Source organism: Microbulbifer maximicatervae (SeqCode), from assembly GCF_052467325.1.
This window is the reverse complement of sequence record NZ_CP174310.1, coordinates 2501-29183: the sequence shown is the minus strand read 5'-3', so window position 1 is coordinate 29183 and position 26683 is coordinate 2501. Positions and strand designations below refer to the sequence as shown.

The 26683-nt window shown below is 49.4% G+C and carries 16 protein-coding genes, 2 rRNA genes and 1 riboswitch; of the genes, 4 read left to right on the top strand and 14 right to left on the bottom strand.

Annotated features, from left to right (window positions below; translation table 11 throughout):
- Window positions 1-40: 40 nt before the first annotated feature.
- The 4 genes from ACJJIE_RS00370 to ACJJIE_RS00355 all read right to left on the bottom strand — a co-directional run bounded on the left by ACJJIE_RS00370 (window position 41) and on the right by ACJJIE_RS00355 (window position 8571).
- Complete coding sequence (locus ACJJIE_RS00370) at window positions 41-4048, bottom strand: translocation/assembly module TamB domain-containing protein (RefSeq protein WP_444893142.1); 4008 nt, start codon at window positions 4046-4048, stop codon at window positions 41-43.
- Window positions 4048-5847: an autotransporter assembly complex protein TamA gene (locus ACJJIE_RS00365; protein ID WP_444893141.1), complete on the bottom strand. Its 1800-nt coding sequence runs from the start codon at window positions 5845-5847 to the stop codon at window positions 4048-4050. The genes ACJJIE_RS00370 and ACJJIE_RS00365 overlap by 1 nt, the downstream gene beginning before the upstream one ends.
- Window positions 5848-5997: 150 nt before the next feature.
- Window positions 5998-6372 carry a hypothetical protein gene (locus tag ACJJIE_RS00360; RefSeq protein ID WP_108734070.1) on the bottom strand — a complete coding sequence of 125 codons (375 nt, stop codon included), beginning with the start codon at window positions 6370-6372 and terminating at the stop codon, window positions 5998-6000.
- 279 nt (window positions 6373-6651) lie between these two features.
- Window positions 6652-8571, bottom strand: coding sequence for an acetoacetate--CoA ligase (locus tag ACJJIE_RS00355; RefSeq protein WP_444894733.1), 1920 nt, complete (start codon window positions 8569-8571; stop codon window positions 6652-6654).
- 226 nt (window positions 8572-8797) lie between these two features.
- Here ACJJIE_RS00355 and ACJJIE_RS00350 point away from each other — a divergent pair, with 226 nt between their 5' ends.
- Entirely contained in the window at window positions 8798-9688 is an 891-nt protein-coding gene (locus ACJJIE_RS00350) for a LysR family transcriptional regulator (RefSeq protein ID WP_444893140.1), read from the top strand.
- A gap of 33 nt (window positions 9689-9721) precedes the next feature.
- Here ACJJIE_RS00350 and ACJJIE_RS00345 read toward each other — a convergent pair whose 3' ends face one another.
- The 7 genes from ACJJIE_RS00345 to thiC all read right to left on the bottom strand — a co-directional run bounded on the left by ACJJIE_RS00345 (window position 9722) and on the right by thiC (window position 16855).
- Complete coding sequence (locus tag ACJJIE_RS00345; protein WP_108734073.1) at window positions 9722-10195, bottom strand: Dps family protein; 474 nt, start codon at window positions 10193-10195, stop codon at window positions 9722-9724.
- 248 nt (window positions 10196-10443) lie between these two features.
- A complete protein-coding gene (locus tag ACJJIE_RS00340) occupies window positions 10444-11193 on the bottom strand; it encodes a HesA/MoeB/ThiF family protein (RefSeq protein ID WP_444893139.1) in 750 nt (249 codons plus the stop codon).
- Entirely contained in the window at window positions 11187-12740 is a 1554-nt protein-coding gene (thiE, locus tag ACJJIE_RS00335) for a thiamine phosphate synthase (protein WP_444893138.1), read from the bottom strand. The genes ACJJIE_RS00340 and thiE overlap by 7 nt, the downstream gene beginning before the upstream one ends.
- 7 nt (window positions 12741-12747) lie before the next feature.
- Window positions 12748-13554, bottom strand: a complete 807-nt coding sequence (locus tag ACJJIE_RS00330; RefSeq protein WP_444893137.1) for a thiazole synthase — start codon at window positions 13552-13554, stop codon at window positions 12748-12750.
- Between the two features lie 2 nt (window positions 13555-13556).
- A complete protein-coding gene (thiS, locus tag ACJJIE_RS00325; RefSeq protein ID WP_444893136.1) occupies window positions 13557-13757 on the bottom strand; it encodes a sulfur carrier protein ThiS in 201 nt (66 codons plus the stop codon).
- Entirely contained in the window at window positions 13757-14833 is a 1077-nt protein-coding gene (thiO, locus tag ACJJIE_RS00320) for a glycine oxidase ThiO (protein WP_444893135.1), read from the bottom strand. Before thiO ends, thiS begins: the two co-directional genes overlap by 1 nt.
- Window positions 14834-14944: 111 nt before the next feature.
- On the bottom strand, window positions 14945-16855 hold the full coding sequence (gene thiC, locus ACJJIE_RS00315) for a phosphomethylpyrimidine synthase ThiC (RefSeq protein ID WP_444893134.1): 1911 nt from the start codon (window positions 16853-16855) through the stop codon (window positions 14945-14947).
- Between the two features lie 85 nt (window positions 16856-16940).
- A riboswitch (TPP riboswitch) is annotated at window positions 16941-17039 on the bottom strand.
- A gap of 262 nt (window positions 17040-17301) precedes the next feature.
- Here thiC and ACJJIE_RS00310 point away from each other — a divergent pair.
- Window positions 17302-18228 carry an SGNH/GDSL hydrolase family protein gene (locus ACJJIE_RS00310; protein WP_444893133.1) on the top strand — a complete coding sequence of 309 codons (927 nt, stop codon included), beginning with the start codon at window positions 17302-17304 and terminating at the stop codon, window positions 18226-18228.
- Window positions 18229-18289: 61 nt separating this feature from the next.
- On the opposite strand, the gene ACJJIE_RS00305 is transcribed toward ACJJIE_RS00310, so the two are convergent.
- On the bottom strand, window positions 18290-19834 hold the full coding sequence (locus ACJJIE_RS00305) for a thioredoxin domain-containing protein (RefSeq protein ID WP_444893132.1): 1545 nt from the start codon (window positions 19832-19834) through the stop codon (window positions 18290-18292).
- Window positions 19835-20615: 781 nt separating this feature from the next.
- Here ACJJIE_RS00305 and ACJJIE_RS00300 point away from each other — a divergent pair.
- Together ACJJIE_RS00300 and ACJJIE_RS00295 are read left to right on the top strand one after the other, a co-directional pair.
- Window positions 20616-21761 carry an SDR family oxidoreductase gene (locus tag ACJJIE_RS00300; RefSeq protein ID WP_444893131.1) on the top strand — a complete coding sequence of 382 codons (1146 nt, stop codon included), beginning with the start codon at window positions 20616-20618 and terminating at the stop codon, window positions 21759-21761.
- Between the two features lie 28 nt (window positions 21762-21789).
- Window positions 21790-22905, top strand: coding sequence for a DUF3419 family protein (locus ACJJIE_RS00295; protein ID WP_444893130.1), 1116 nt, complete (start codon window positions 21790-21792; stop codon window positions 22903-22905).
- Window positions 22906-23427: 522 nt separating this feature from the next.
- Here the strand turns inward: ACJJIE_RS00295 and rrf are convergent.
- Window positions 23428-23543 (bottom strand): 5S ribosomal RNA (gene rrf / locus ACJJIE_RS00290).
- 207 nt (window positions 23544-23750) lie between these two features.
- Window positions 23751-26632, bottom strand: a 23S ribosomal RNA gene (locus ACJJIE_RS00285).
- Window positions 26633-26683 lie beyond the last annotated feature (51 nt).

Here is a 26683-nt window from a genome sequence, read left to right as displayed (position 1 = left end):
CGATGCTTTCTACAACGATAGGGGGTTAGTGGCGAAAACCCTAATAATCTTTTTTCCACTGTAACTCTACACTACCGGAACCACTGTCACCGTCATCGGCACTTTTGAACTCCAGGTTGAGGTTATCCCTAAGTTCTATTTGCATCTCCGCCTGCCAGGGACTGAGAGGATCGGTACTTCTCTGTAATTCCACATAAATTCGATTGGTAATATATTTGCCCAAGCTCAACGCGTACTCATCACCTTCATCTCCCTCCTCCTGCTCAATATTGAGTGTATCCAGGTGCAACAGCTCGCGTGTCTTAGCGATAGGGTCCAATACCGCTCGACCCGACTGCAAACTGCGAACAACACTAACCAAGCGAACAGCCTGTAAAGGTGAAATATCTGATAATGACTTCCCAAAAAGCAATTGCGCCAGTATCTCATCCTGAGAGGCCGAGGGGTCAGAGGTAAATGTAATATCCAAGTCCGCAGCAGTACCTGATATCTGCGCGGTTATTTCTCCATCGCTATATTCATAGACACCTTCAACCAGGATAGCGACCTCATTATTCTCGAAGCGAATTTCTCCATCTTCCAGATCAAATTTCTTACCGAATAAATCAAAGCTGCCGCGAACAATTGTTAATTCGCCAGAGGCTTTTGGCTTATCTGCGGTGCCTTGAATATCCACCACGCCGCGCAATTGAGAATTTAAGCCAAGTCCGCGCACATAGGATTGCTGATCCAAAACAATCTCTACATCCAATCCGATTTTGCTAAACAGGGGAGAAGATCGCTGCACCTGTGGGCCATCAACCTGAACTTCCACCACCTGGATTTCCGGAACACTGCTGCCAATCCATTGCTCAATCTGTAAGGCCAGCGGCTTCAAAGTGAATCGCCCGGTAATTTCTGCATCCTGGGTTGAGCCCGACAAACGGGCATCACCGGATATTGCACCGCGTACTCCCGGTGAGTTCAGCAAGTGGGCCCGACTGAGGCTTAATACGATGTCAAAACTGGGCGAGCTATCCGGAGGTAAAAAGACCGCCCCTCCCAGGTTTATCCGCCCACCATCACCATCGGTAGCGCTTCCTCGTACAATCCGCCACTCCTCAGGAGACAGCTGTGCGTAGAAGTTAATATCCGCAATGCGAGTATGGCTCGGTCGGTGCTCATAGCGGCCATTACTCAATTCGATATCACCGGTTAATAGAGGACGCTGCCAATTCCCGGTACCGTCAACGTTGAAACTGAGCAAGCCGCGCATACGGTGGACACGGGGATCAATATATTCGGCAATCACTGACAAATCGGCCGTACCGCGCCCCTGCAATTGAAAGGGCACATTTCGCAGGCCACCAGTTTGATTATTCTCAGCAAATAGTTGCTCGAAGATCGGTGCAATCAATACACTTACTTGGCTATTTACTGCGTTGCTACCGCCGTGTTGGGCAATCAGGGATGCATCCAGCTCTCCATTCTCTGTCTGCCAATTCAATACTATCGAAAGCGGTTGAACCTGGATTCCGCGCTGCCCTCGCCCCAGGGCTTCTCCGGTAGCTCGCAACTCCCCTTGGAATTCAGGCTGCTTGGGGCTTCCACCAATACTGGCATAAAGGCTGACATCACCATTACCCGCCCTACCGCTAGAAAAACTATTCGCCAAATCCGATAGATCACCCTGGCCGCGCAACTCTAAATCCAGTCGCTCTGCATTCAAGCTACCCAGTATCGATAATTGGTTGCGACCCGCCCATAGCAGCTCGATACCATCAGTTACCAGGCTCCTGTCTGCATAGTCCAAAGTACCCTGTACATGCCAGGGCTCCAGATGAAATTCTCCCTGGGCGATCAGGTTAGCTTTAATCTGCGGGTTTGAAATAGCCCCATCAACCCTGCCATCCAAGCTCAACTCCCCTTCAAGGGAGTTAGGGAGAGAGAGACCGACAATATCTACCAGGAACAGCGGTAGATTGCGCGCGCCCATATCAATTTGTAATCGGTCTTGCCGAGGTTCGATAGAACCATCGGCCTGCAGCAATGCCACCCCCACCCGACCCAGCTGCTGGGCATCTTCAGCGAGGGCTGTCAGGCGGCTTTGGCTCTGTAGGGGCTCCGGCTCCCCTTTATCAAAACCTGAGGCAATCACGGGGGACTGAGGGCCTCTGCTTGAGGATGAACCAAACTGGTTGCCATTGCCGTTGGTAAATAACTCCAATCGCAGGTCACTGACCTCTATCAGGTCCATATCGCCACTGGCTTCCCCTTTTAAGTTAAAGGGGTAATCCTGCGCGACGCCATTGGAATCCAGTAAAATACTTACCTGGGGATTACTCCACTCCCCCTGGACCGTTACTTCGGAAGATCCCCCTAGGCTTACCCCCTCTGCCTCGGTAACTCCAAGGTCATCGCGCAAACTGATATTTTTGCCGTCGATCTGCCCGTGTAAATCCAGCTGCTTCTGTTCAATATCAAGCTGACCGATTACTTCCAGATTGAGCTTCTCACCGGTAAACACCAATTCATCAATGGTCAGCGCGTGCAGGTTTCCACTTATCGCCGCCGACAACTCACCCTGTAAGTCATGGTAAGCACTCACTGTACTCAGAGACAAATTGAGGTTTGGGTTTTTCCATGAGCCGATTGCCTCCACACGCAACTGGTGCAAGGTGCCGGATAAAGCAGTGGGGATATCTACCCTATCAGCCTGGGGTAGCGAAGCTGCAAGCCGGCGAATTTCTTCAACACCCAACTCATCAATCTCTCCCACCAAATCCAGTACTTTCAAATTCGTATCTACAGTACCGAGCACCTCGATCCGTGCACCGGCAAAGTGCAAAGATAAGGCTTGCAAGTCAATCACACCTGCCTGGGTATCGACCCGGCCCTCCAATTGCAGGGGCTGCTGCCGGTAGCTGCTTTCCACTTGTAAGCTGCCATTAATATTCGGCTGTTGCAGGGAGCCCTGCACCGAAAAATCTGCGCTGAGCCAACCACTGTCCAGGATATCCTGCCAAGGGCGGGAAAGTGTTAGCGGGATTTGATTGAGATTAACTGTCGCATTGACACCGTCCGCGCTAATGTTGCCTTTAATCGTACTGCGCCGCTCATCCACTCGCAGCCAAATCCCCTTTGAAGAGAGACGCCAGGGGTTAATATCGGCTTCGATACTCCCTGTCAGATCCAGCTGATGTTCTGCTAGAGGAGCTGCGATCGAATTAATATCCAGCAGCAGTTTTTCACCCTGCTTACGCAGGGATAGTTCGCCGCGAGCATCCAATACCTGATTTTCCGGCAGATGCAGCTGTCGGCTGACAAACCCCTGGCCCACCTCACTGGTAGAGAAATCGATTACAAAGCGCTCGCCCTGCATCCGGCCATTTACAGTGAGATTAAACTCGGAACCATTCAGCTCACTCACTTCGATAAATAGCTGCGCCGGTTTATCCTGCCAGCGGTATTGGGCGTTAGCCTGAATAGCAACAGGGGGAATCCCCGTCAACCGGCTGTCCACCAATTGCAGGCGAGCTATATCCAGCTGCGCCAAGCGAAACCCGGGAACTAGCAACTCCCAAGTAGTCGATGGCAGCTCCTCTCTGACAACTTCAACCTCCTCTTCGCCAGAATCTGCCAGCGCAGAGAGAAGTTCATTGAGGATATTTAGGTTGAGCAGTAAATCTTTGGCCCCCACTCGCTCAATATCGATGGGATCTCGGGACAAGCTGTTGAGGTTGACTTCCAGGTCCTGGGCTTCGGCAAGCGTATTAGCTCGATAGTCAATTCTCAGTCGCTCGAAAAACCAAAATCCTAATTTTTCACTGTGAATTCCCTCTGCCTCAATTTCGAGGTCGTCCACCAATTGCTCGGCAGCGTAAAAAGCCCCACGAGTAAGGCCGACGCGCCCCGGTTCCGTGCTGAGGAAATAGATAGCGGACATCAGGAGGAACAGACAAATGCCTGTTACCAGGGAACCCCCAGCACCCAGGGAGCGCCAGAGCCCACGCAGGAAAGCACCAACCCAGTGGGCAACGCCCAGCCCAAACAGGCCCAACCAGCGCATCAGAATGCCTGCCCCAAGCTCACATACACCTGGTAGCGATCATCGATGCCCTCACGGCGATCGAGGGGAAAGGCGATGTCCATGCGGATGGGGGCAAAGGAGGTGATATAGCGCACGCCAAAACCCGTTCCCCAAAACAGGTCGGAAAACTTGGGCGCTGCGTCCTCATAGGCATTGCCGCCATCGAGAAAAATCACACCTCCCCAGGTATCCGTAAAACGAAAACGGCCCTCAAAAGAAATCTCGCTGAGTCCCCGACCACCGATAGCATCGGAGAGGGTTTCCTCACCCTCATCATTAATCTCAATAAGTCGCGGACCCAACTCCTGGTAACCATAACCCCGCACGGAGCCACCGCCACCGGCATAAAAACGCTCATCCGCAGGCAGCTCAAGATTGGACTCCCCTGTAATTGCCCCGGCTTTCAACCTTATTGCCAAGGTGGGCTTATAACGCCAGTCATCGGCTGTTTTATACGCAGTGAGCTGTAGGATATTTTTAACAAAGGTGGTATTGGTATTTCTAAGATCGATATAGGGTTTTACTTCCAGCGCAGAAGTGGCGCCACGACGGGCATCCAGGGGTTTGTCTGTCGTGTTTAATTTAAAGCCCAGGGGGAAAGCTAACAGTGTGTAGTTTTCATCGGGATCATCTGCTTCAACTGCCCCTTCCACCTTCTCGTCCACTTCACTGAATTTCAGCTCGGCACCACCACTCAGCGTGCGATGCTTACTGATTTTTCTCGATACCAGTGCACTGAATGTCAGGGACTCTGAACGGTAGGAATCAACATCCTCTCCTTCCAAAGCAATACTGGCGGTCAAGCGTTGCTTGTCATGGAAGAAACGGGGAATAGTGAGCTTGCCTTCCAGGGTTTGCTTTACCTCGTTGAGCTTACTTTCGACTTCAATTTTTTCCCCACGATGGAAAACGTTGCGATGTTCCCAGGCTGCTGAAATACCGGCTCCCTCATCAGAGGTGTACCCCACCCCCAAGGTTATGGTGCGGTGATTGCGCTCCTGAATAACAAAAGTAACATCCACCAACCCATCGTAGGGTTCAGAAACTTCAGTATTCACATTGGCAATTAAGTTGGTGCGCAGCAGACGCAACTGCGCAGCATCCAGTTTACTGCGGCTGAAGCAATCTCCGGATTTAATCTTGACCTTATCCAACAGGTAGTCCTCTTCGATAGAGGTGACTCCTTCAATGCGGACTTGGCCAACATGGACTTCGGGGCTGGGGGCCACCCGATATTCCAGTCTCGCAGCAGCTTCCCGGTGAATCACCGTTGCCTGGTAGCTGACATCCACATTCAACAGACAGGCATTTTCATTGAGGTACTTGGTAATTTTTTCTACGCCCTCAATTACCTTGCTGGCAATCAGGGGATCTCCAACATGGATAGGCAAACCACTAAAGCCTGCCCGCAAACCGGCCGGCATATTAATATCCAGGCTCTTGATATGGTACTGGGGGCCGGGAGTGACACTATAGAAAATTTGGCTGCCAGAAACAGACTCATACACAGTGGCATCATAATATCCCTGCGCACGCAGTAATTTTTCCAGGTTACCCCGCTCATAGTGCGCAATATCCGCCGAATCATCGTAGTTTTCCAGCGCACTACTGTTCTTGCGCAACTCGTTGAGTTCGGAGGTCAATTTTTCCTGCAGCTGGGGATCGCCCTGCACCAGTAGGGTAAAACCCGGCAAGCGATCAAAAAATGGAATTGCTGCTATCAGCTGCATTGGCAGCGCTAGAAGGGCAACAAATAGGGTGACAAAGAGAATTCGCAAGATCTTTATCCAATGTCAGTAGCGGCTACTCCGCAAAAAATCCGGGTATCCGTTCCCTCCGTAGGCTGGAATATCCAGCTGATGACGACAGCTGGGATAATTAAATCGACCTATTGAGCAGCCAATAAGCCGATTCGGCGTTTGGGGCTTCTATGGCTGAGTGCCTTGGCTGGGCATTAAGGGATTACAATCCTGGATAATCACCCGCCCTTCCAGAATATTTCCTTTGGAATACTCCGTGAAAATACACTGGTTAGTCTTGGGGTTATAATTCTCGATCCACAAATTATCTTCTTTCCAGGTGGCGCCGATATGGCGGTACCCATCGGGCACAGAGATACGCATGACTCCGCCAAAACGCTTCACGAAAACCTGCTCATAGTGAAAGTAGTAGGCAAGCCAGCCGCCAACAAAGAAAACCGCAGCCACGATTGCGCCGATCTTAAGGCTGCCCAGGCGACTGCCGATAAAAAGAGAAGCAATAACCAGGGCAATCACCGCTGCCCAGTACAAATAAGTAACCATGACTGTTTTTCTACCGTAAATTATTGGTGTTTATAAAGTGAAGGGTAGCGCAGAACCGCAGCAAACTAAATGGCGCCGGGTTACGCTCCCTTACTCCTAAGGAGCCTCTGAATAACTCCGTAATGCCTCTGCGGGCCTTGAAGGTTGCAGATGTTAGGCGCAGCTCGCCGCGAATGGCCGTAGCCCTTTGCAAGAGCTGCAACGCAGCAGCTGTGGCCTTCAAGGCCCGCCCTTCGGGGCATGCAGAGGTATCACGGAGTGGTTCAGAGGCTCCCTAACTTACTCTTCTGCCAACTCCGGCAGCTTTTCAAATAGCGATAAGGCTTCGGGGTTGGCCAGGGCCTCCTTATTTTTAACCGGTTTACCCTCCACCACATTGCGCACAGCCAGTTCCACAATCTTACCGCTGATAGTTTTAGGAATATCCGCCACCTGGATCACCTTCGCCGGTACATGGCGAGGCGTGGTATTGGCGCGAATCGTGGAACGGATTTTCTGGGTCAGACCCTCGTCCAGTACAATACCCTCTCGCAAAACCACAAACAGCACTACCCGTACATCGTCGTGCCAGGGCTGGCCAATACAGATACTATCGAGCACCTCCTCGACTTTCTCCACCTGGCGGTAAATCTCTGCGGTTCCGATACGCACACCGCCGGGATTAAGTACTGCATCGGAGCGGCCATAGATCACAACACCACCGTGTGCCGTAATCTCGGCATAGTCCCCATGCGCCCAAACACCAGGCCAATTTTCAAAATAAGCACCGCGGTACTTGGCTCCATCTGGATCGTTCCAGAAGCCAATCGGCATACAGGGGAAGGATTTAGAGCAAACCAGCTCCCCTTTCTCTTCAACCACTGCACTGCCTGTATCATTCCAGACTTCCACCGCCATACCCAAGCCGCGACACTGCAATTCACCGGCATATACCGGTAGAGTTGGGTTGCCAAGGGCAAAGCAAGACACAATATCGGTGCCACCGGAAATAGAGGATAAGCAGAGATCTGCTTTTATATCTCTGTAGACATAGCGGAAGCCTTCGTGGGCCAGCGGAGAGCCTGTGGAGAGCACCGCACGCAATTTCTCCAGTTTGTGGGTCTCCCGGGGTTTGCAGCCACTCTTCTCCAGCGCAGCAATATATTTGGCACTGGTGCCAAACACACTGATTCCCTCTTCATCGGTCATATCCCATAGACTTTGGGATGAAGGGTAGAAAGGTGAGCCATCAAACAGCACCAGAGTCGCCCCACAAGCCAGGCCACTCACCAGCCAGTTCCACATCATCCAGCCACAGGTGGTGAAGTAGAAAAGTGTATCCTCACGGCGCAGATCGCCATGCAAGCGATGCTCCTTCAGGTGCTGGAGTAAAGTGCCCCCCACTCCGTGGACGATGCACTTGGGTACACCAGTAGTACCTGAGGAGTACATGATGTACAGGGGGTGATTAAATTCGGTTTGTACAAAGGAGAGTTCTTGAGCGGGCGCCGCAGCTTCAAAAGCTTGCAGTAGTACCGCCTTACCCAGCGGCTCTGCCGCTAGTACCTGAGCAGTTTCCTCTTCTGAGCGAGCAACCGGCACCACTACCAAAGTTTCTATGGATTCGATTCGCTGCATGATCTCGCGCAGACGCGGCAGTGAATCAATAACCTTGCCGTTATAGAAGTATCCTTCACAGGCAAATAGCACTTTCGGCTGCACCTGGCCAAAGCGGTCAAATACTCCATTGATACCAAAGTCTGGTGAGCAGGAGGTCCAGATAGCCCCGAGGCTGGTGGTGGCCAGCATGGCCACTACGGTATCGATCACATTGGGCATAAAGCCCGCTACCCGATCTCCCTCAACAACGCCTTGGGCAACGAGGGCCGCTGACAGGCGCTCCACCCGATCATACAGCTCCTTGTAGCTCAGCTCGCGGCGGCTACCGTTCTCCAGGCGCTCGACCAGGGCAGCCTTGTCATCGCGATAACGCAGCAGGTTCTCAGCAAAGTTCAGGCGTGCCTGTGGAAACCACTGCGCACCGGGCATGGAATCGTTACTGAGTGTCTCATCACCCTTATCTGCAGCAATAACTCCGGTGAAATCCCACAACTCCCGCCAGAAAGCTTCGCGATTATCTACTGACCACTGGTATAAGGCCGCGTAATCATTGAGATCCAGCTGGTATTGCTGGTTGACCCTGCGACGAAATTCATCCATCTGGGTGGCGGCAATAGCCTCTGCGCTGGGTTTCCAGAGCGGTTGGGAGTTGTCCTTCATTTCAACAGACCTTGTGGCTCATTATTGTGTTTTCAAATCGCCCTCTCGGGCACAAGGGGAGCAATCATGCCCTGTCCCACCACTTAAAACTATTTTAATCTTTTTTAGATTTGTTAAATAAAAGTTAACATAGCTAAATCTATCAATTCCCCAGGAACCTGCCGCTGTGAGTGCCACAATCAAACAACTACGCGCCTTTGTCACAGTGGCCCGCAGCCGCAGTCTGGCCCAGGCCAGCGCTCAATTGCACACTTCCCAGCCAGCCCTGTCCATTGCCATCCGCAATCTGGAGGATGCGACTGGCGGCCCTCTTTTCAGTCGAGAAGCCCGCCAACTCGCTCTCACCCCAGAGGGTGAGGAATTCCTCTCCCGCGCCGAACAACTATTGTACAACTGGGATCAATCCCTGGATGCGGTACAGCAGGCCTTTCGCCTGGAACGTGGGCAGTTGCGCTTGGCAGTAATTCCCGCCTATACGCTCAACCAACTCCCCCAATTATTAGCCAATTTTCACCGCCAACACCCACAAATCAATATTCTGTTGGAAGATGTGGTGATGGAACGAGTAACCCAAGCGGTGCAGGAGGGCCGGGCGGAGCTGGGCATCAGTTTTCGTCCCGAGGATCTAGGCGGGCTTGAATTTGTACCCCTACACAGGGATCGTTTTATCGCAGTCATGCCACCCCAGCACCCCCTCAGCGAAAAAGGAAAAGTGCGCTGGAGTGACTTGGCCAGCTTTCCATTTATTGCAATGAATCGCGGCTCAGCGGTGAGGCGCTGGACCGATGAGGCCTTCGGGCAAAGTGGCAAAGGCGTTCACTATATCTGCGAAGCTAATCAATTAAGCACAATCGGCCAGTTAGTACGTACGGGAATAGGCATTAGTGCAGTACCGAGCTTGTGCGAAACACAGGTTCGGGAATATGGGCTGGAATACCTGCCGCTATCGGCGCCAGTAGTGAGTCAGGAGGTGGGGATATTATTAAAGAGCCGAGGCACCTTGTCAGCACCAGCAACCGCGTTTTTATCCGCGATTTTATCCGCGATTACTGGTTGAGGTCTATAAAAGTGCCTCTACTTATTTGAGCGACTAGTGACTGCTGGTTGCGCGCAGCATCCAAGCTGTTTTCTCGTGAACTCTCATACGATCAGATACCAAAGCAACTGTGGACTCATCTTCTCCTGCCTGGGCATCTTTTAAAACTTCACGACAGGTTTTGATCACCTGCTCATGCCCTTTAGTGAGAATTTTTACCATTTCTTCCGCCGGTGGTACCTCAACAACTTCTTTGATAGAGCTGAGTTGAGCAAAAGCCTGGTAAGTACCGGGAGCGGAAACCCCGAGGGTACGAATGCGCTCGGCAATATCATCCACCGCAGTGGCCAGCTCGGTGTAATGCTCTTCAAACATCAGGTGTAATTCGCGGAACAGAGGCCCAGTAACATTCCAGTGGAAGTTGTGGGTTTGCAGGTAAAGGGTGTAGCTATCTGCCAACAAATGTTTCAAACCGGCAGCAATCTTTTCCCGATCCTTTTCACTGATACCAATATCGATTTTTTTCATAATACAAATCCCTCTTCCAAAAACTGTTGTCACCGAAATGGTTATAAGGCCATTTTGGTACCTTTATTCACTTCTCACAAGCTATCGAGCCAATAGCTTATTTATATAGACAAGTAAGATTTATAAGGTACAAAAATGGCGTGAATTTTAACCCGGCTATTGGAAGAAAATTTTGCGACAAGACATTGCCAATAAGGGACTCTCCAAATAAAACTATTTATCGAGCCCCCTGCTGGCAACACAAGAAATCAGGCACTACAAACCGGGCAATTACTATGGCTCGGCAGCTGCAAAGTTTGCAGGGCTAAGGTTTCTGTCTCGATTAAGTGCAATTTATTCAAGCTCGATACCGGCAAATCCATCAGGTATTTCATGGCTTCCAGAGCCTGCATGCTACCAACCACACCCAGCGCCGGACCGATCACACCTGCTGTAGAGCAGTTCTGGACTTCAGCCTGCTCCTGGGGCGGAAACAGGCAGGCATAACAGGGGCCGTTTCCTTCAGAAAAATCAAAACTAATCAGCTGGCCGGAAAACCCCTGCACCGATGCCATTACTACCGGACACCCTGCCTGATAACAAACCCGGTTGATCGTATGGCGGATTTCCAGGTTATCGGTGCAGTCCAACACCAGATCCACCTGTTTTACCTGCTCACGCAGCCAGGATTCATTCGCCATTTGGCTGTGGGGGTGAATGCGAATAGTTGGATTGGCTGCAGCCAATTGTTGTGCAGCCACCATCGCTTTGGATTTTCCCTGGTGATTGGTTTTGTACAAAACCTGGCGCTGTAAATTGGAGAGATCGATATGATCACCATCCACCAGGTGCAACTCTCCAATACCGGCTGCGGCCAGATACATCGCTGCCGGGCTGCCGAGCCCACCTAAGCCAACAATCAGAATTCGCGCAGAAGACAGTTTTTTCTGCCCCTCTTCACCCACTTGGGGCAACATTATTTGGCGACTGTAACGCTGTAATTCCTTACTACTTAACATGGCTCTACTTCCGCATGCTTACCTTTCAACAGGACATTAAAATCGGTAACCGCCTGCTTGTAATCTTCCGCTTGAGTAATAGCGCTGACCACGGCGATACTGCCAACACCGCTAGCGATAACCTCACCGGCCCGTTGCATATTAATACCACCAATTGCCACAAGTGGATAATCGGGCAATAGTGCTGCCATTCGCGCAAGTTTCTGCGCGCCCTGCAACTGATCCGACATATCCTTGGTGTTGGTCGCATAAATTGCACCAATGGCCAAGTAGCTGGGGCGATAACGGTAGGCCAACAGTAATTCATAGAAGCCGTGGGTACTGATACCCAGCTTCAATCCTGCCGCTTGAATTGCCCTCAGATCAGCAGACTGCAAATCCTCCTGGCCCAAATGCACGCCGTAGGCGCCGCACTCAATCGCCAACTGCCAGTAATCATTGATAAACAAGCGCAGGTTATACGTCCTGCCAATAGCCACTGCCCGCTCAATCTGTGCGCGCAGGTCCTCACCCGGATTCTTTATTCGCAGCTGTAAAGTACGCACCCCCAGCTCAGCCAGGCGCTGCAACCACTCCACTGTATCCACAACCGGATATAAACCCAATGCTTGCGAGTCTGTTTGGGCAAAACCTTGAACAAGAGGCTGGGCCGCACCAAAACCATAATCCAGCGCACGCTCTTCTCCCGGCACCAAAATCTCCGGGAAGTCGATTAAATCCAGGGGCCAGCCACAGTGGCCTACAGGTCCAGCACCAGCGCCGATATGTGCATTATTTCCCCGGCGCAAGCCCCGCTGAACATAGGCTTTACCCACAACGCAGGCATCTCGCAACGGGTAGCCCAAAGCGCGGCAAGCGGCAATAGCGGAGGACAGGGTGCAGCCAGTACCATGTGTGCCTGTACTGGATACTTCCCGGCCAATAAACCAATCGGCTTTTTCACCATCCCACAGTAAGTCGGCAACTTCTCCCGCACGCAATTGCGTATGGCCGCCGGTAACCAAAATTGCGGTACCGCCGTAGGCGTGCAATTGACGCGCAGCTTGCACAATAGATTCCGAACCCGTGACACTAGCTCCGGTAAGCCATTCCAATTCATGTAAATTGGGAGTGACCAGATCACATTGTGGCATCAACTGAGCCAACACCGTTGCGGTAATATTCCCTTTGGTGAGCCCGGCTCCGTTGGTAGCAACAGCAACCGGGTCGTAAATAACCGGAACCGGCTGCACCGCTTGCAGCTGGCGCAGGAAATCTGCCACCGCAACAACTTGTTCAGCATTCGCTAGCAGACCGATTTTAATTGCGGCAGGAAATAGATCCCGCTGTAAAGCCTGTAACTGAGAACCCAAGACCTCTAGGGAAACTGCATTAATTGCAGTAACTTCCACCGTATTCTGTGCAGTATTGGCCGTGATAGCACTGCAACCATGGCAGCCGAGGTCGGCAAAAGTCAGCAGGTCCGCCTGAATACCGGCGCCACCGCCGGAGTCACTGCCGGCAATGGTCCAGACAATTGGCTTTTTCAATTGGAGTTGATCGCGCATAAAAATACTAATCCTGCAATATGCTCTCTGCCTGCTGCCAGAAAGGCATATCCAGGGTGGGGGTGCTGGGGCTGGCAGTTTGACGCCTGAGCATCAAGCCGGCATTAAAGGCGGCGCGCCCGGATTCCACAGCCAGTTTAAAAGCATTAGCCATCAGTACCGGATCCTGGGCTTTTGCAATCGCGGTATTCAATAACACCGCATCAAAGCCCATCTCCAGTGCTTCTGCCGCCTGTGATGGCGCACCGATTCCGGCGTCAATAATAAGCGGTACATCACTCAGGCGCTCGCGCAGTGTTTGCAGGTTATATTTATTGAGCAGTCCCTGCCCGGTACCGATGGGAGCCCCCCAGGGCATTAATACCTCGCAACCCACATCCAAAAGTTTTCGACACAGAACCAGGTCATCTGTGCAATAAGGCAAAACCTTGAAGCCTAACTGAATTAATTCCCGCGCAGCTTCTACCAGACCAAAGGGGTCTGGCTGCAAATTGTAATCATCACCAATCACTTCCAGCTTGAGCCAATCGGTCTGGAAAATTTCCTGGGACATTTTTGCCAGCTCCACCGCTTCTCGCGGCGATTTACAACCGGCGGTATTGGGCAACAACTGACAACCGGACTCGCGAATATAATCCCAAAATCGATTGTCCTGCTGCTGTGCCGGATTTTGCCGGCGAAGAGACAAAGTAATAATTTCCGAAGCTGAGGCTTGCACGGATTCGCGCATAATCGCTGGGGAGGGATACAGGGCGGTGCCCACCAAAAGCCGGCTGTTAAATGTTTTTCCGTAAAGTTTTAATAGATCGCTCACCTTTACCCCCCCACTACCGGAGCAACAATATCCAGGCTATCGCCGTTATTTATCTGTGTATTGCTATATTCCGTACGGGGAATAAATCCACCGTTGATCGCAACGGCAAATGTTTCTCCGCGATAGCCGAGCTGCTGTAAAAGCGCAGAGAGTTTTAGCGGGGATTCAAGGCTCTGTATTTCCCCATTAATTAGTACCTGCATCAAACCACCTGTAACAGTTGTTGTGCCACTTGATTCTCCACTTGCTCCACTACTGCCGGCGCTAAAAGATAACCGTGACGGTAAAGGCCATTCACCCTAATCAGCCCATCCTCGCTGTGGATATAAGGCATATTATCCATAGTGGCGGGGCGACAATTTACGCGGGTCTCAACAATACGAGCCTCGGCAAAAGCCGGGTTGAGGGAGTAAAGCGCGGAAGACAATTCCATACTGGAGCGCACGGAAATGGGCGACTGGTCTTCGCTCTCAATTTCCGTAGCACCAATTACTGTGCGTCCATCGCTGCGGGGTACAGCGTAGAGCTTATAGCGCGGGTGGAGCAGTCGCACTGGACGCTGCAAAACCACTTCCCGGGATTCCACCACCATCACCTCACCACGGACACCGCGTAAGCCTTCAATCTGCCCCCTGGCACCGAGACCACGGCAGTCGATCACGCAATCAAATTGTTCGCGCTCCAAGTTCACAGAGATATACCCGGCTTCGCAATTTACCTTGCTGTACTCTCGCAGAGTGACTGCACCTCGGCGCAATACGCTGAGTAATGCAGGCAATAAGCGGTGATTATTGATATCCGCCTCACCTCGTAAGTAAAGCCCCTGTTCAAAGCCGTGTAAGGAGGGCTCTAATTTCGCTAAAGTATTGCAATCGAGGGGCTGCACCTGCTCCCTGGCAGGCTCGCCCAACTTGCTCTGTAGCTCCCGCAGGAATTGCAGCAGCTCACTTTTATCCTTGCCGTGAGCAACCAGCACTGAGCCCGCTCGGCGGTATTCCACGTCCTGCCCGCTCTGCTCCTTCAGCTGCCGGGCCCACTCAGGCCAAAGCTCAAGGCTTTTCAGCCCCAGGTTGTAAACCTGCTTATCGCTGTGCACCAATTCCGATAGTGGTGAGATCATTCCCGCTGCCGTCCAGCAAGCTCCCCCGACTGGCGCCGACAAATCACCCGCTTCAAACAGGGTGATATCCAGTTCCCGTTGGCAGAGCCGCCAGGCGAGTAAGCGACCTAACAGGCCACCACCGGCAATAGCTACTTTGGCTTTGGTTTCGCTTGTCACAGACCACCTATCTTCGCAAATCCAAATCGACACCCAGCGATATGCGCTATGCACTCGCCGTACTTTTGCTATCCGATTCTTGGGGGAGAGGACTCTCTCCCAAAATACTCATCAGCCCTTGTGATAAATCTCGCTACCCATGTCCTTAAATTTAATCGACATTTCCTCCATGCCCTGTGCCGCTTCCTGCTTGGCCGCATAATCGCGCACATCCTGGGTGATTTTCATGGAGCAGAATTTCGGGCCGCACATGGAGCAGAAGTGAGCTACCTTGCCGGATTCCTTTGGCAAGGTTTCATCGTGATAGGTGCGTGCCCGCTCCGGGTCCAAGCCGAGGTTGAACTGATCTTCCCAACGGAATTCAAAGCGGGCTTTTGACAGGGCGTCATCGCGCTTCTGTGCCCGCGGATGCCCTTTGGCCAAGTCTGCGGCATGAGCCGCAATCTTATAGGCCATAAGGCCCTCTTTAACATCCTCTTTATTGGGTAGACCCAGGTGCTCTTTGGGGGTCACATAGCAGAGCATGGCGCAACCGTAGGTGCCGATAAGTGCAGCGCCGATGCCGGAAGTAATGTGGTCGTAGCCGGGAGCAATATCCGTGGTTAACGGACCTAGAGTGTAGAAAGGTGCGCCGTGGCAGTGCTTCAGCTGCTCATCCATATTTTCTTTGATCTTATGGATAGCCACATGACCGGGGCCTTCGATCATCGTCTGAACATCGTGCTTCCAGGCAATTTCAGTCAGCTCGCCAAGCGTGCGCAGCTCGCCAAACTGGGCTTCATCGTTAGCATCCGCAATGGAGCCCGGACGCAGGCCATCACCGAGACTAAAGCTCACATCGTAAGCCTTCATAATCTCGCAGATTTCCTCGAAGTGGGTGTAGAGGAAATTCTCTTGGTGATGGGCGAGACACCATTTGGCCATAATGGAACCACCGCGAGAGACAATCCCGGTCATACGTTTGGCAGTGAGCGGCACATAGCGCAAAAGCACGCCAGCATGAATAGTGAAGTAATCCACCCCCTGCTCCGCCTGCTCAATCAAGGTGTCGCGGAACACATCCCAGTTAAGATCTTCAGCAATTCCGTTTACTTTCTCCAGCGCCTGGTAAATCGGCACAGTACCGATGGGCACTGGCGAGTTTCGCAGAATCCACTCGCGGGTTTCGTGGATATTGGCACCGGTAGACAGATCCATCACCGTATCCGCGCCCCACTTGGTAGACCAAACCAGTTTCTCCACTTCCTCTTCAATGGAAGAAGTCACAGCAGAATTACCAATATTTGCATTCACCTTGCACAGGAAGTTGCGCCCGATAATCATCGGCTCCACTTCCGGGTGATTAATATTCGCCGGGATAATTGCCCGCCCTTCTGCAACTTCCCGGCGCACAAATTCCGGCGTGATTTGCTCGGGGATGTAAATACCATCACGTGCCTTCTGGTATTCACTTTCACTCATTTCCGCTGCCAACTTGGCTCGCCCCATATTTTCGCGCACAGCGATAAATTCCATCTCTGGGGTAATAATGCCGCGGCGGGCATAGTGCATCTGAGATACATTCTGTCCCGGTTTGGCCCGGCGAGGGCTGGGAAGGTTTTCAAAGCGGATATGATCCAACCCCTGGTCCGCCATACGCTTCTGGCTGTAGGCCGCTTGGCGAGAGTCCAGCAGTTCAGTATCTCTGCGGGCCTCTATCCAGCCCTGGCGCAATTTGGGCAGCCCTTCCCGTACGTCCACTTTAAAATTGGGCTCGGAATAGGGGCCCGAAGTGTCGTAAATGGTGAGGGGCTCATTGGGTTCAAACACCGGATTCTCTGCATCCCCCCCTACCAAACTATCTCCCAAACAGATCTGACGAGCACCAACCTGGATGTCAGCAGTTTCACCGGGCAAATACACCTTGCTCGAGTTAGGGAAAGACTGAACCGTGAGATTCTCAAGAAATTCTTTAGCGGAATCGCGACTGGCAGCGCGGGAGGACTTTCCGGCTTTACCGGATTGTTCAATGATCTCAGACATGCGTAACCTTAAAACTTGGAAATTTAAAGGTCGCAGCATCCAGGGCACATACAAAGAGAAAAGGCGCCAAACTGTAACAAAACAGGCGACTTCAGATCTTGTTCCCTACGCGGGGGTTACCCCGATCAGGTTCAACGGATCTCGCAACAGCGATCTCAGCCCACAGGCACTCCGACAAGTAGAGCGCAGTATAGTGGAAGCACCAGAAGAAGAACAGATGGCATAAAACTGCTCCAGAAAAACTAAAGCTTTGAAACGCCAATAAAGTAATCAATGCTCTTGGCGACAAAACTCCAACAGACTTCAATTTATTGATAACTGACCAAAGGGTCTCAAGCATTCACCACTCACAATATCTGAGTGCGTCCTACACTCCTTCTCGTTTACCGGAGCAGTGAATAAAACGATAACAACTTACGGCGAAAGTCGGTGTGGGAGAAAATACAATGTTGAATAAATATGGAGTTCTAGTAACGCTCTGTTTGAGCATCTTGTCGATACAGCCAGCAATGGCAGCCCCCTCCAAGTCTGTTGCTGCGGGTGACAGTATTACCATGGCATTCGGTGCAGACTGTACCCGCAATAAGTATTTCTGGGACCTGTTTTGTCTTCTCGGCGGGGACCAACCCGAGCATTCCTGGTTTGACGGCGACGACAATTCAGTGGAGAGTGTTCACGATAAATATAAAGTTAACTACCCCAATATGGCTGCCAATAAAAGTGCAGCGGAATCCGGTGCTGAGATGCGTAGTGGAGGCGACAATTTCTCCACTCAAGCCGATCGGATTCTATCCCAAAGTAATTTACCTGATCATGTCGAGGTAGTATTGGGCGGTAATGACATCTGTAACCGGGATTGCATTGATCCAGCCAACTGTAACGATCCACTCTACACCGATAGCGAGTGGCGCTCGGCAGTTCAAGCTGGACTGGACAAATTAGTCGATGGTCTCCCTAACGGCTCAACGATAGTACTCGGCTCAGTACCACGAGTACACGATCTCCGGGCAGCGGGTCTGGATAAGCAAAGCGGTAATTCCCGCGTAGATTGCGAGAGTGTCTGGTCGACTTTCGGAATCTGCCGAATTGCAACAAATGGCGGCTCGATGAATGGAGAGAGCTTTGCTACTCGTTATAACGGAATAGCCGCAGCCCAACAACGTTATAATGAAATCCTTGTTGAGGAAGCAGAAAGTTACAACGGTATGAATGGGGTAGAAGTTGTTGCTGAATATACCGGTGAGGATCAGTTAAATGCCGGGACTTTTCAGTTCAATAAAGATGATATTGATGGTGGAGACTGTTTCCACCCAAGCATTCAAGGGCAAAATATTGTCGCTGACCTGCTGTGGCAAGGAAACCCAGATAAATAAGTAACTTTTACTGCTCGGTAAATTCAGGGCCCGCAATAAAGTACCGCGGGCCCTATTCAATTCACTTACCTAAATCCTCATCAAAGTAACCACTCTCTTCAACCACATACTGCAATCTATGCGGCAATCCCTTTCTCATAAAGGCGACATCAATTACTTTTCCACTGGTAAGAGCACTCCAAAGCTCATTCTGGCCACTGTGGACCCAACTGTCATTGACCCTCAACAGCACATCGTTTTCCTCGAATCCGAGTGCAGTAAAGAACTCATTGTTGGCCACCCCCTCCAAGCGCATCAAATGGTGGCCCTCAACTTCCAGCTCCGCCTCAATAAATTTAGCCTGCAAGAATTCTCGTTGTTCGAGTTGCTTCGCCAACCACTCTTGCCCAAGAGTCAAGACACCAGCCGGCTCGATTAGTTTTTTACCCTTTTCTCCCTGAGGCTGTTCAATACGTTTGCGCAGCTCCTCATCGTGCTGATGGGACAAAGTTAAAGGGATAATATTACCTTCTTCACCTTGCAATAGCAGACGCTCCAGGGAGCCCTGATTATCAATAACGGCATAGTGCCCTTTCAAACGCTTCAGAAAGACATCTTTAAGAACAGACTGCCCCAGTGAAAAATTCTGTGCCTTCTGTCCATTTACTTCTATTAAAGCTTTGGACTTATTCTCTATACTCGATTCACTAACTCCTACCAGCGCAAGAGGTAGATCCGTAACAGGTAATTGATTTTCAGTATCTTTTTGTTGTTTCCATGTATATTTTTGCTGAGGATCTATATCAAGCCTGATTAGTTCCTTTTCTATCCAGTAAGAATATTGCTCAAATGATCGTGCGCCCTTTAGATACAAACCGTTTATAAAAACAACCGGCACATTTGTAAGGCCAAGCCCTAAAGCAATTTCCTGATCCCCAAGAACAACTTCTTTATAATTCATATCTCCAATACAGGTTTTAAATTGCTTGTCATCGATCAGTAAACTGCTTGCGGTCTGGGAGTAAGACTTCTCACCAAGGTTTGGAGTTTTTGCGTATAAGGCGTCGTGATATTCCCAAAAAATATTGTGCTCACCAGCGCACTTAGCCGAAACAGCAGCTTTGATACCCTCCCGATGAAACTTAAGGGGAAAATCAAAATTTACCTGGCGAACCCAACCAGAATAGTCACTCAACAAACGCCTCAAGGTTGGCTGAAAGGATTTACAGTGGGGAGATTGAAAGGAGCAAAACACAGCAATTGTTATAGGCGCTTCGGGATTTCCTCGAACGGCGCGCCCGCCATAATCAAGATCAATCCGTGGTGGCTCTGGAACGGGAAGCATAACTTCTATTTCTTGAGCATCTTTTGCTGTTTTGGCAATCATTTCATGCAGTTTGTTGAGCCGTAATTTATACTCCATTTCAGCAATATCATACAGCACAAGCTGGAGTTCCTTATCCAAGGCCTCTACGCTGACCTCCTGGCCATCAATCCGTGCAGCTATATGTTGCTGATCAAGTACTTTAGTTCCTACTGTTATTTCCGCATCCTTTGAACACCCCCCCATTAGGCTCAAAATACCCAACGCCATTAACTTTGCTATAACATCCCTTAGTCGCTTCACTGGTAATTCTCCTTTTACCGGTTTTGACCAATCTTACCCGCCAATTCTCATTTCAGCCGCTTACAGCAAGCTTTATTCAGAACGTGTTCAAAAAATGAGAACCAGACAAGCTTTTTGGCATCTAAGCTAACGTCCTGACCAGAAAAGAAATCTCACCTCAGACTAATCGTAAGCAATCAAATCAAACTTATTCGATCCTGAGCGCACTGCTCCTCTACAGGGGCTTGCCGGAAACATCCAGAGAGCAAAGTTTAGAAACCAACTCAACAGATAGATTGTTTCGAAGTATGCAAAAATAACTATTTCCAAAAAATTATATATACAAGAACCCCCGAACCGTCTACAGGAGGCTGCTATGCCGGACAATTAAATCCCAGCCACCCACAATGGTTTCGAAACCGTTAATGAAGGGGAGAGTAAGAACAGGGGATCAGGAGTCAAATTATGGAGAACAATCTAGATGGACTACAATGATTTAAACGTACTTCACTCAGAACCCATAGTTTGAATACGTCTATCACGTTTAATAGCAGCGCCGTGATGAGAATGTAGTTTATTACCAACATCTGATTTTACTACTTTCCTATTGGCTTTAGAAATAGATGGACAGATTATTTGTATTAATTGCATGCCCCCTTAAAAAACACCCCACAGTAGACCAATTTCCCAACTTTCACAATAAAAAATACATAGGAGTAAAGAAGACCCTCAGAAAGGCGGATACTCCTTTGCCTCCGGAATTCATTCCCATTTCAATGCTATGACGAATTCTCATGAGCCGATGAAACATGACCAACATATATTTAAGCAATTATCTGAAATACGAGGGCTAAAAGAAATACAACTCGTTGTCGGCGGATTTGGCTTTATAGGTCAATATTTGACATGGGGACTTCTGCAAAAAGGACTCAATGTGGTCTTAATTGCCAGAAATAATGCTAACAATCGCGCCGAGAAACTAAAACAAAAAAATAGTTTTGCCAACCCTCGCTATAAACTTTCGGAAAATAACTTTGACCAACTTACAATAATATCAGGTGATTTAAACAAACCAAACCTCGGGCTATCTTCTGCATCTTACAGACAACTATGCTCTCTAAATATTGACTCCATTTGGAACAGCGCTGCTGACATGCACTATAGCTATAGTAATTTACAACAAAGCATTAACACCAATGTTATCGGCGTGAATCGACTAATCGACATTGCTGTAACAGCAAAATGTCGACTCAATCAAATATCAACTGCTTTTATTGCCGGTAAAGCTCATGCCAACGGAATAGCCATAAAGGAGGTACTCTACCGCCCTGACAAATTTTTCAACGCATACGACTACACGAAAAATATAGCAGAGAACTTAATAGCAGAGTCAAAAAATCTGGAATACACCATCTATAGGCCAACTATTGTGCTAGGCGACTCAGTGAGTGGGTACACAAATTCTGAGTCTGGGTACTATGAATATGTGAAACTGCTAAACCGACTAAAAAAGCAACATGTAGAAATCCCCATTCACTTAAAATATATTCCAGGTTGTTTTATTAATGTCATACCTGTTGACATCTGCTGTGATGCAATATTAAAAATTTCAGAAAAACATGAAGCCACAAGAAATCAGCACTTTAATATTGCCGATTCCAATCCGATGACAGTCGACAACTTTATCAAATTTAATCGAAATTACTTTAAGCTGGATTTAAGACAATTTATAGAGAATCACACTTCATTAAGCAACCTTTCTGAGAGGGAAAAACGTCTACTTAAGATTATCAACAGAATGCAAAACGGACCATTCTTAAACAGTGATTTCAGGTTTTCCAGTGTAAACTGCCAAAAAGTGCTAGGCCATCCGGTTCAGAATCAATGGTGTAATAGCAACAGCTATCTAACCAAAGTTGTAGATTATTTTTTAAACCAAACAAGTTAGCGACCAAAGTAACCCAATTAAACACGCCATGAACAAACCTAATGAAATACTGCTCTCCGATTACGCAAACAGGATCAGCTACTCAGGGCCAAATGAAGACTCTAGATCAGAACTTAAGGCGCTAAATATTAATGAGAGCGATAGTGTTTTATGCGTTACTGGCGGTGGAGATCGCGTTTTAAGTCTTTTACTGGACAAGCCAAAAAAAATAACTGCCATTGACTTAAACCCCTGCCAAAATTATCTTTTAGAACTCAAAATTTCCGGAATACAGGCGCTAAACCATGAGGAATTTTTAGGTTTCTCGGGGGTCATCCCATGCAAGAAAAGGATAAACATTTACAACAAAATAAAACACCTATTATCAAAAAAAGCAGAATTATTCTGGTCCAAAAACGAAAGAATGATTGAGAATGGTTTTATTTATGAAGGGGCCTTCGAAAAACACTTCAAACTAATTAGTGTAATTATTAAAGCTATCCGGCCAAAGAAAATAAAAACTCTCACCACCCTGAGCAACATCGAAGAACAGCGTGAATTTGTTAAAAACAAATGGAACACCCCTGCATGGAAAAAATTTTTGCGCTTTCTTACCAACAAATACTTCTTCCAAATTTTCCTTAAAGACCCTGGATTCTATCAACACATCCCACAAGAAGTATCAATTCCCGAGTATTTATTAGACAGAATGGATCACTCCCTAATGAGCCACCTGGTCCTTGAAAATTTCTTTATGACATTCCTGCTAACTGGGAAATACAACCCTGAACATGGAATGCCCTTATACTTAGAAAAAAATAACTATCCGATAGTAAAGGGGGCACTAAATAACACAGCCATAGAAATGGTAAATTCGCCTCTAGAGCAATATTTATACAGCACCAAAAGTAAAATTGATAAGTTTTCTATTTCTGACGTTTCTGCTTATCTTGATGAAGACAGCTTTGTTTCTCTACTAAACGCAATATACTCAGCAGCTAGTGAAAACAGTATCTTGTGTATGCGCCACTTTATTACCAAAAGAAAAATCCCCACTTCTATAAAGAATAAATTTTCTTTTAATTCAGCTCTAGAGAAAGAGCTTAATAATAGCGACATGTCATTTGTTTATAGCTTTAATGTTGGCATAAAAAGTAATTACTAAATTACCTAACTTCTTATCGAGCCGTTATGAAGGCTGAAATGACAGCAGCCTTTGAGGTTTCCTATTAGAAACTACAGCATTGCTCGCCAGCCTATAGGCCTCTTAAGCGTAACAAGCTAGAGTACAACGCAGACACTACATAGTAGCAAAAATGTTTAGCGATATTTTTTCAGACACTAAAAGGAGCAACCTATTGGGCCGCCCTTTTGAGAATTAGAAACCTATAAACCGCTGCGCCGGTTTAAGACTGCACCGACCTCCAATCCAATACCAAGCTTTAATTACAGCTGACCTACACTGTATAGAAAGCAGTGCTCGCCACCCTACTGGCAACTTCGGCGCAGGGCTGCGAGGCAGCAAAATATTTCACTGTTTCCAAAAAAAGAAAACCTCCGCAGGCTTCCCTGCGAGGGTTTTCTTTTTTCCCTTTCTTAGTTTTTTATTTTTTGTTTTTTGTTTTTTATAATATTTTTCAGCCATAAAAAAAGGGCCACCCTATTGGGTGGCCCTTTCGGATTAGAAGCCTGACGATGACCTACTCTCACATGGGGAAGCCCCACACTACCATCGGCGATGTTGCGTTTCACTTCTGAGTTCGGCAAGGGATCAGGTGGTTCCACAACTCTATTGTCGTCAGGCAAACTGGCTTGGGTTGGCGTTGGTCTTATAAGCAAAGTGCTTGGCCTGCCGCGTTATCGCTGTTTGCCTCGGTCATATTATTGACCGGCGATAACCCCAAATAAGTCGGTAAAATAATCTGTAGTAATACACCGCAAGCGATCATTGTGTGTCTTTCATTCCACAATCCGCTAGCTTAGCTAGTCGTTAGTAACCATCTCTGTTGTATGGTCAAGCCGCACGGGCAATTAGTACTGGTTAGCTCAACGCCTCACAACGCTTCCACACCCAGCCTATCAACGTGGTAGTCTTCCACGGCCCTTCAGGAGGCTCAAGGCCTCAGGGAGATCTTATCTTGAAGGAGGCTTCCCGCTTAGATGCTTTCAGCGGTTATCCCGTCCGAACATAGCTACCCGGCAATGCCACTGGCGTGACAACCGGAACACCAGAGGTTCGTTCACTCCGGTCCTCTCGTACTAGGAGCAACTCTTCTCAAATCTCCAACGCCCACGGCAGATAGGGACCGAACTGTCTCACGACGTTCTAAACCCAGCTCGCGTACCACTTTAAATGGCGAACAGCCATACCCTTGGGACCGGCTTCAGCCCCAGGATGTGATGAGCCGACATCGAGGTGCCAAACACCGCCGTCGATGTGAACTCTTGGGCGGTATCAGCCTGTTATCCCCGGAGTACCTTTTATCCGTTGAGCGATGGCCCTTCCATACAGAACCACCGGATCACTATGACCTACTTTCGTACCTGCTCGACATGTCTGTCTCGCAGTCAAGCGCACTTATACCATTATGCTCATTGCATGATTTCCGACCATGCTGAGTGCACCTTCGTACTCCTCCGTTACTCTTTGGGAGGAGACCGCCCCAGTCAAACTACCCACCATACACTGTCCTCGATCCGGATAACGGACCAGAGTTAGAACCTCAAACATACCAGGGTGGTATTTCAAGGACGGCTCCACAACAACTAGCGTCATTGCTTCAAAGCCTCCCACCTATCCTACACAAATAGGCTCAAAGTTCAGTGCAAAGCTGTAGTAAAGGTTCACGGGGTCTTTCCGTCTAGCCGCGGGTACACTGCATCTTAACAGCGATTTCAATTTCACTGAGTCTCTGGTGGAGACAGCGTGGCCATCGTTACGCCATTCGTGCAGGTCGGAACTTACCCGACAAGGAATTTCGCTACCTTAGGACCGTTATAGTTACGGCCGCCGTTTACCGGGGCTTCGATCAAGAGCTTCGCCGAAGCTAACCCCATCAATTAACCTTCCGGCACCGGGCAGGCGTCACACCGTATACGTCCTCTTACGAGTTTGCACAGTGCTATGTTTTTAATAAACAGTCGCAGCCACCTGGTCACTTCGACCGGCCTCAGCTTAGGGAGCAAGTCCCATCACCAAAACCGGCGTACCTTCTCCCGAAGTTACGGTACCATTTTGCCTAGTTCCTTCACCAGAGTTCTCTCAAGCGCCTTGGTATTCTCTACCTGACCACCTGTGTCGGTTTAGAGTACGATTCACTATTACCTGAAGCTTAGAAGTTTTTCCTGGAAGCAGGGCATCAACCACTTCACCCACTAAGTGGGCTTCGTCATCAGTTCTCAGCCTTAGGGACCCGGATTTGCCTAAGTCCCCAGCCTACAACCTTAAACATGGACAACCAATCGCCATGCCGGCCTAGCCTTCTCCGTCACTCCGTCGCAGTAATAGCGAGTACAGGAATATTAACCTGTTTCCCATCGACTACGGCTTTCGCCCTCGCCTTAGGGGTCGACTAACCCTGTCCCGATTAGCGTTGGACAGGAACCCTTGGTCTTCCGGCGGGGAGGTTTTTCACCTCCCTTATCGTTACTCATGTCAGCATTCGCACTTGTGATACCTCCAGCAGACCTCCCGATCCACCTTCAACGGCTTACACAACGCTCCTCTACCATGCTCCTAAGAGCATCCGCAGCTTCGGTTATCAGTTTGAGCCCCGGTATATCTTCCGCGCAGGCCGACTCGACTAGTGAGCTATTACGCTTTCTTTAAAGGATGGCTGCTTCTAAGCCAACCTCCTAGCTGTCTGGGCCTTCCCACATCGTTTCCCACTTAACTGATATTTGGGACCTTAGCTGGCGGTCTGGGTTGTTTCCCTTTCCACGACGGACGTTAGCACCCGCCGTGTGTCTCCCGCGATTGCACTCCTCGGTATTCGGAGTTTGCATGGGGTTGGTAAGTCGGGATGACCCCCTAGCCCAAACAGTGCTCTACCCCCGAGGGTGAGACGCGAGGCGCTACCTAAATAGCTTTCGAGGAGAACCAGCTATCTCCCGGCTTGATTAGCCTTTCACTCCGATCCACAGGTCATCCCCTAATTTTTCAACATTAGTGGGTTCGGTCCTCCAGTTGATGTTACTCAACCTTCAACCTGCCCATGGATAGATCGCCGGGTTTCGGGTCTATTGCCTGCAACTAAACGCCCTATTAAGACTCGATTTCTCTACGGCTCCCCTAAGCGGTTAACCTTGCTACAGACAATAAGTCGCTGACCCATTATACAAAAGGTACGCAGTCACCCCGAAGGGCTCCTACTGCTTGTACGTATACGGTTTCAGGTTCTATTTCACTCCCCTCTCCGGGGTTCTTTTCGCCTTTCCCTCACGGTACTGGTTCACTATCGGTCAGCTGGGAGTATTTAGCCTTGGAGGATGGTCCCCCCATGTTCAGTCAAGATAACACGTGTCCCGACCTACTCGATTTCACTCTAAATGCCTTTTCGTGTACGGGGCTATCACCCTGTATCGCGGTACTTTCCAGAACCTTCCACTAAAACATAAAGAGCTTAAGGGCTAATCCCCGTTCGCTCGCCGCTACTAAGGGAATCTCTATTGATTTCTTTTCCTCCGGGTACTTAGATGTTTCAGTTCCCCGGGTTCGCCTCCATAACCTATGTATTCAGTTATGGATACTCCTAAAAGGAGTGGGTTTCCCCATTCGGACATTCTAGGATCAAAGCTTGTGTGCCAGCTCCCCTAGACTTTTCGCAGGCTCCTACGTCCTTCATCGCCTCCAGCTGCCAAGGCATCCACCGTATACGCTTAGTCGCTTGACCATACAACACAAACGACTACTAACGACTTTTAACATCCAGGTAATCCTGGAC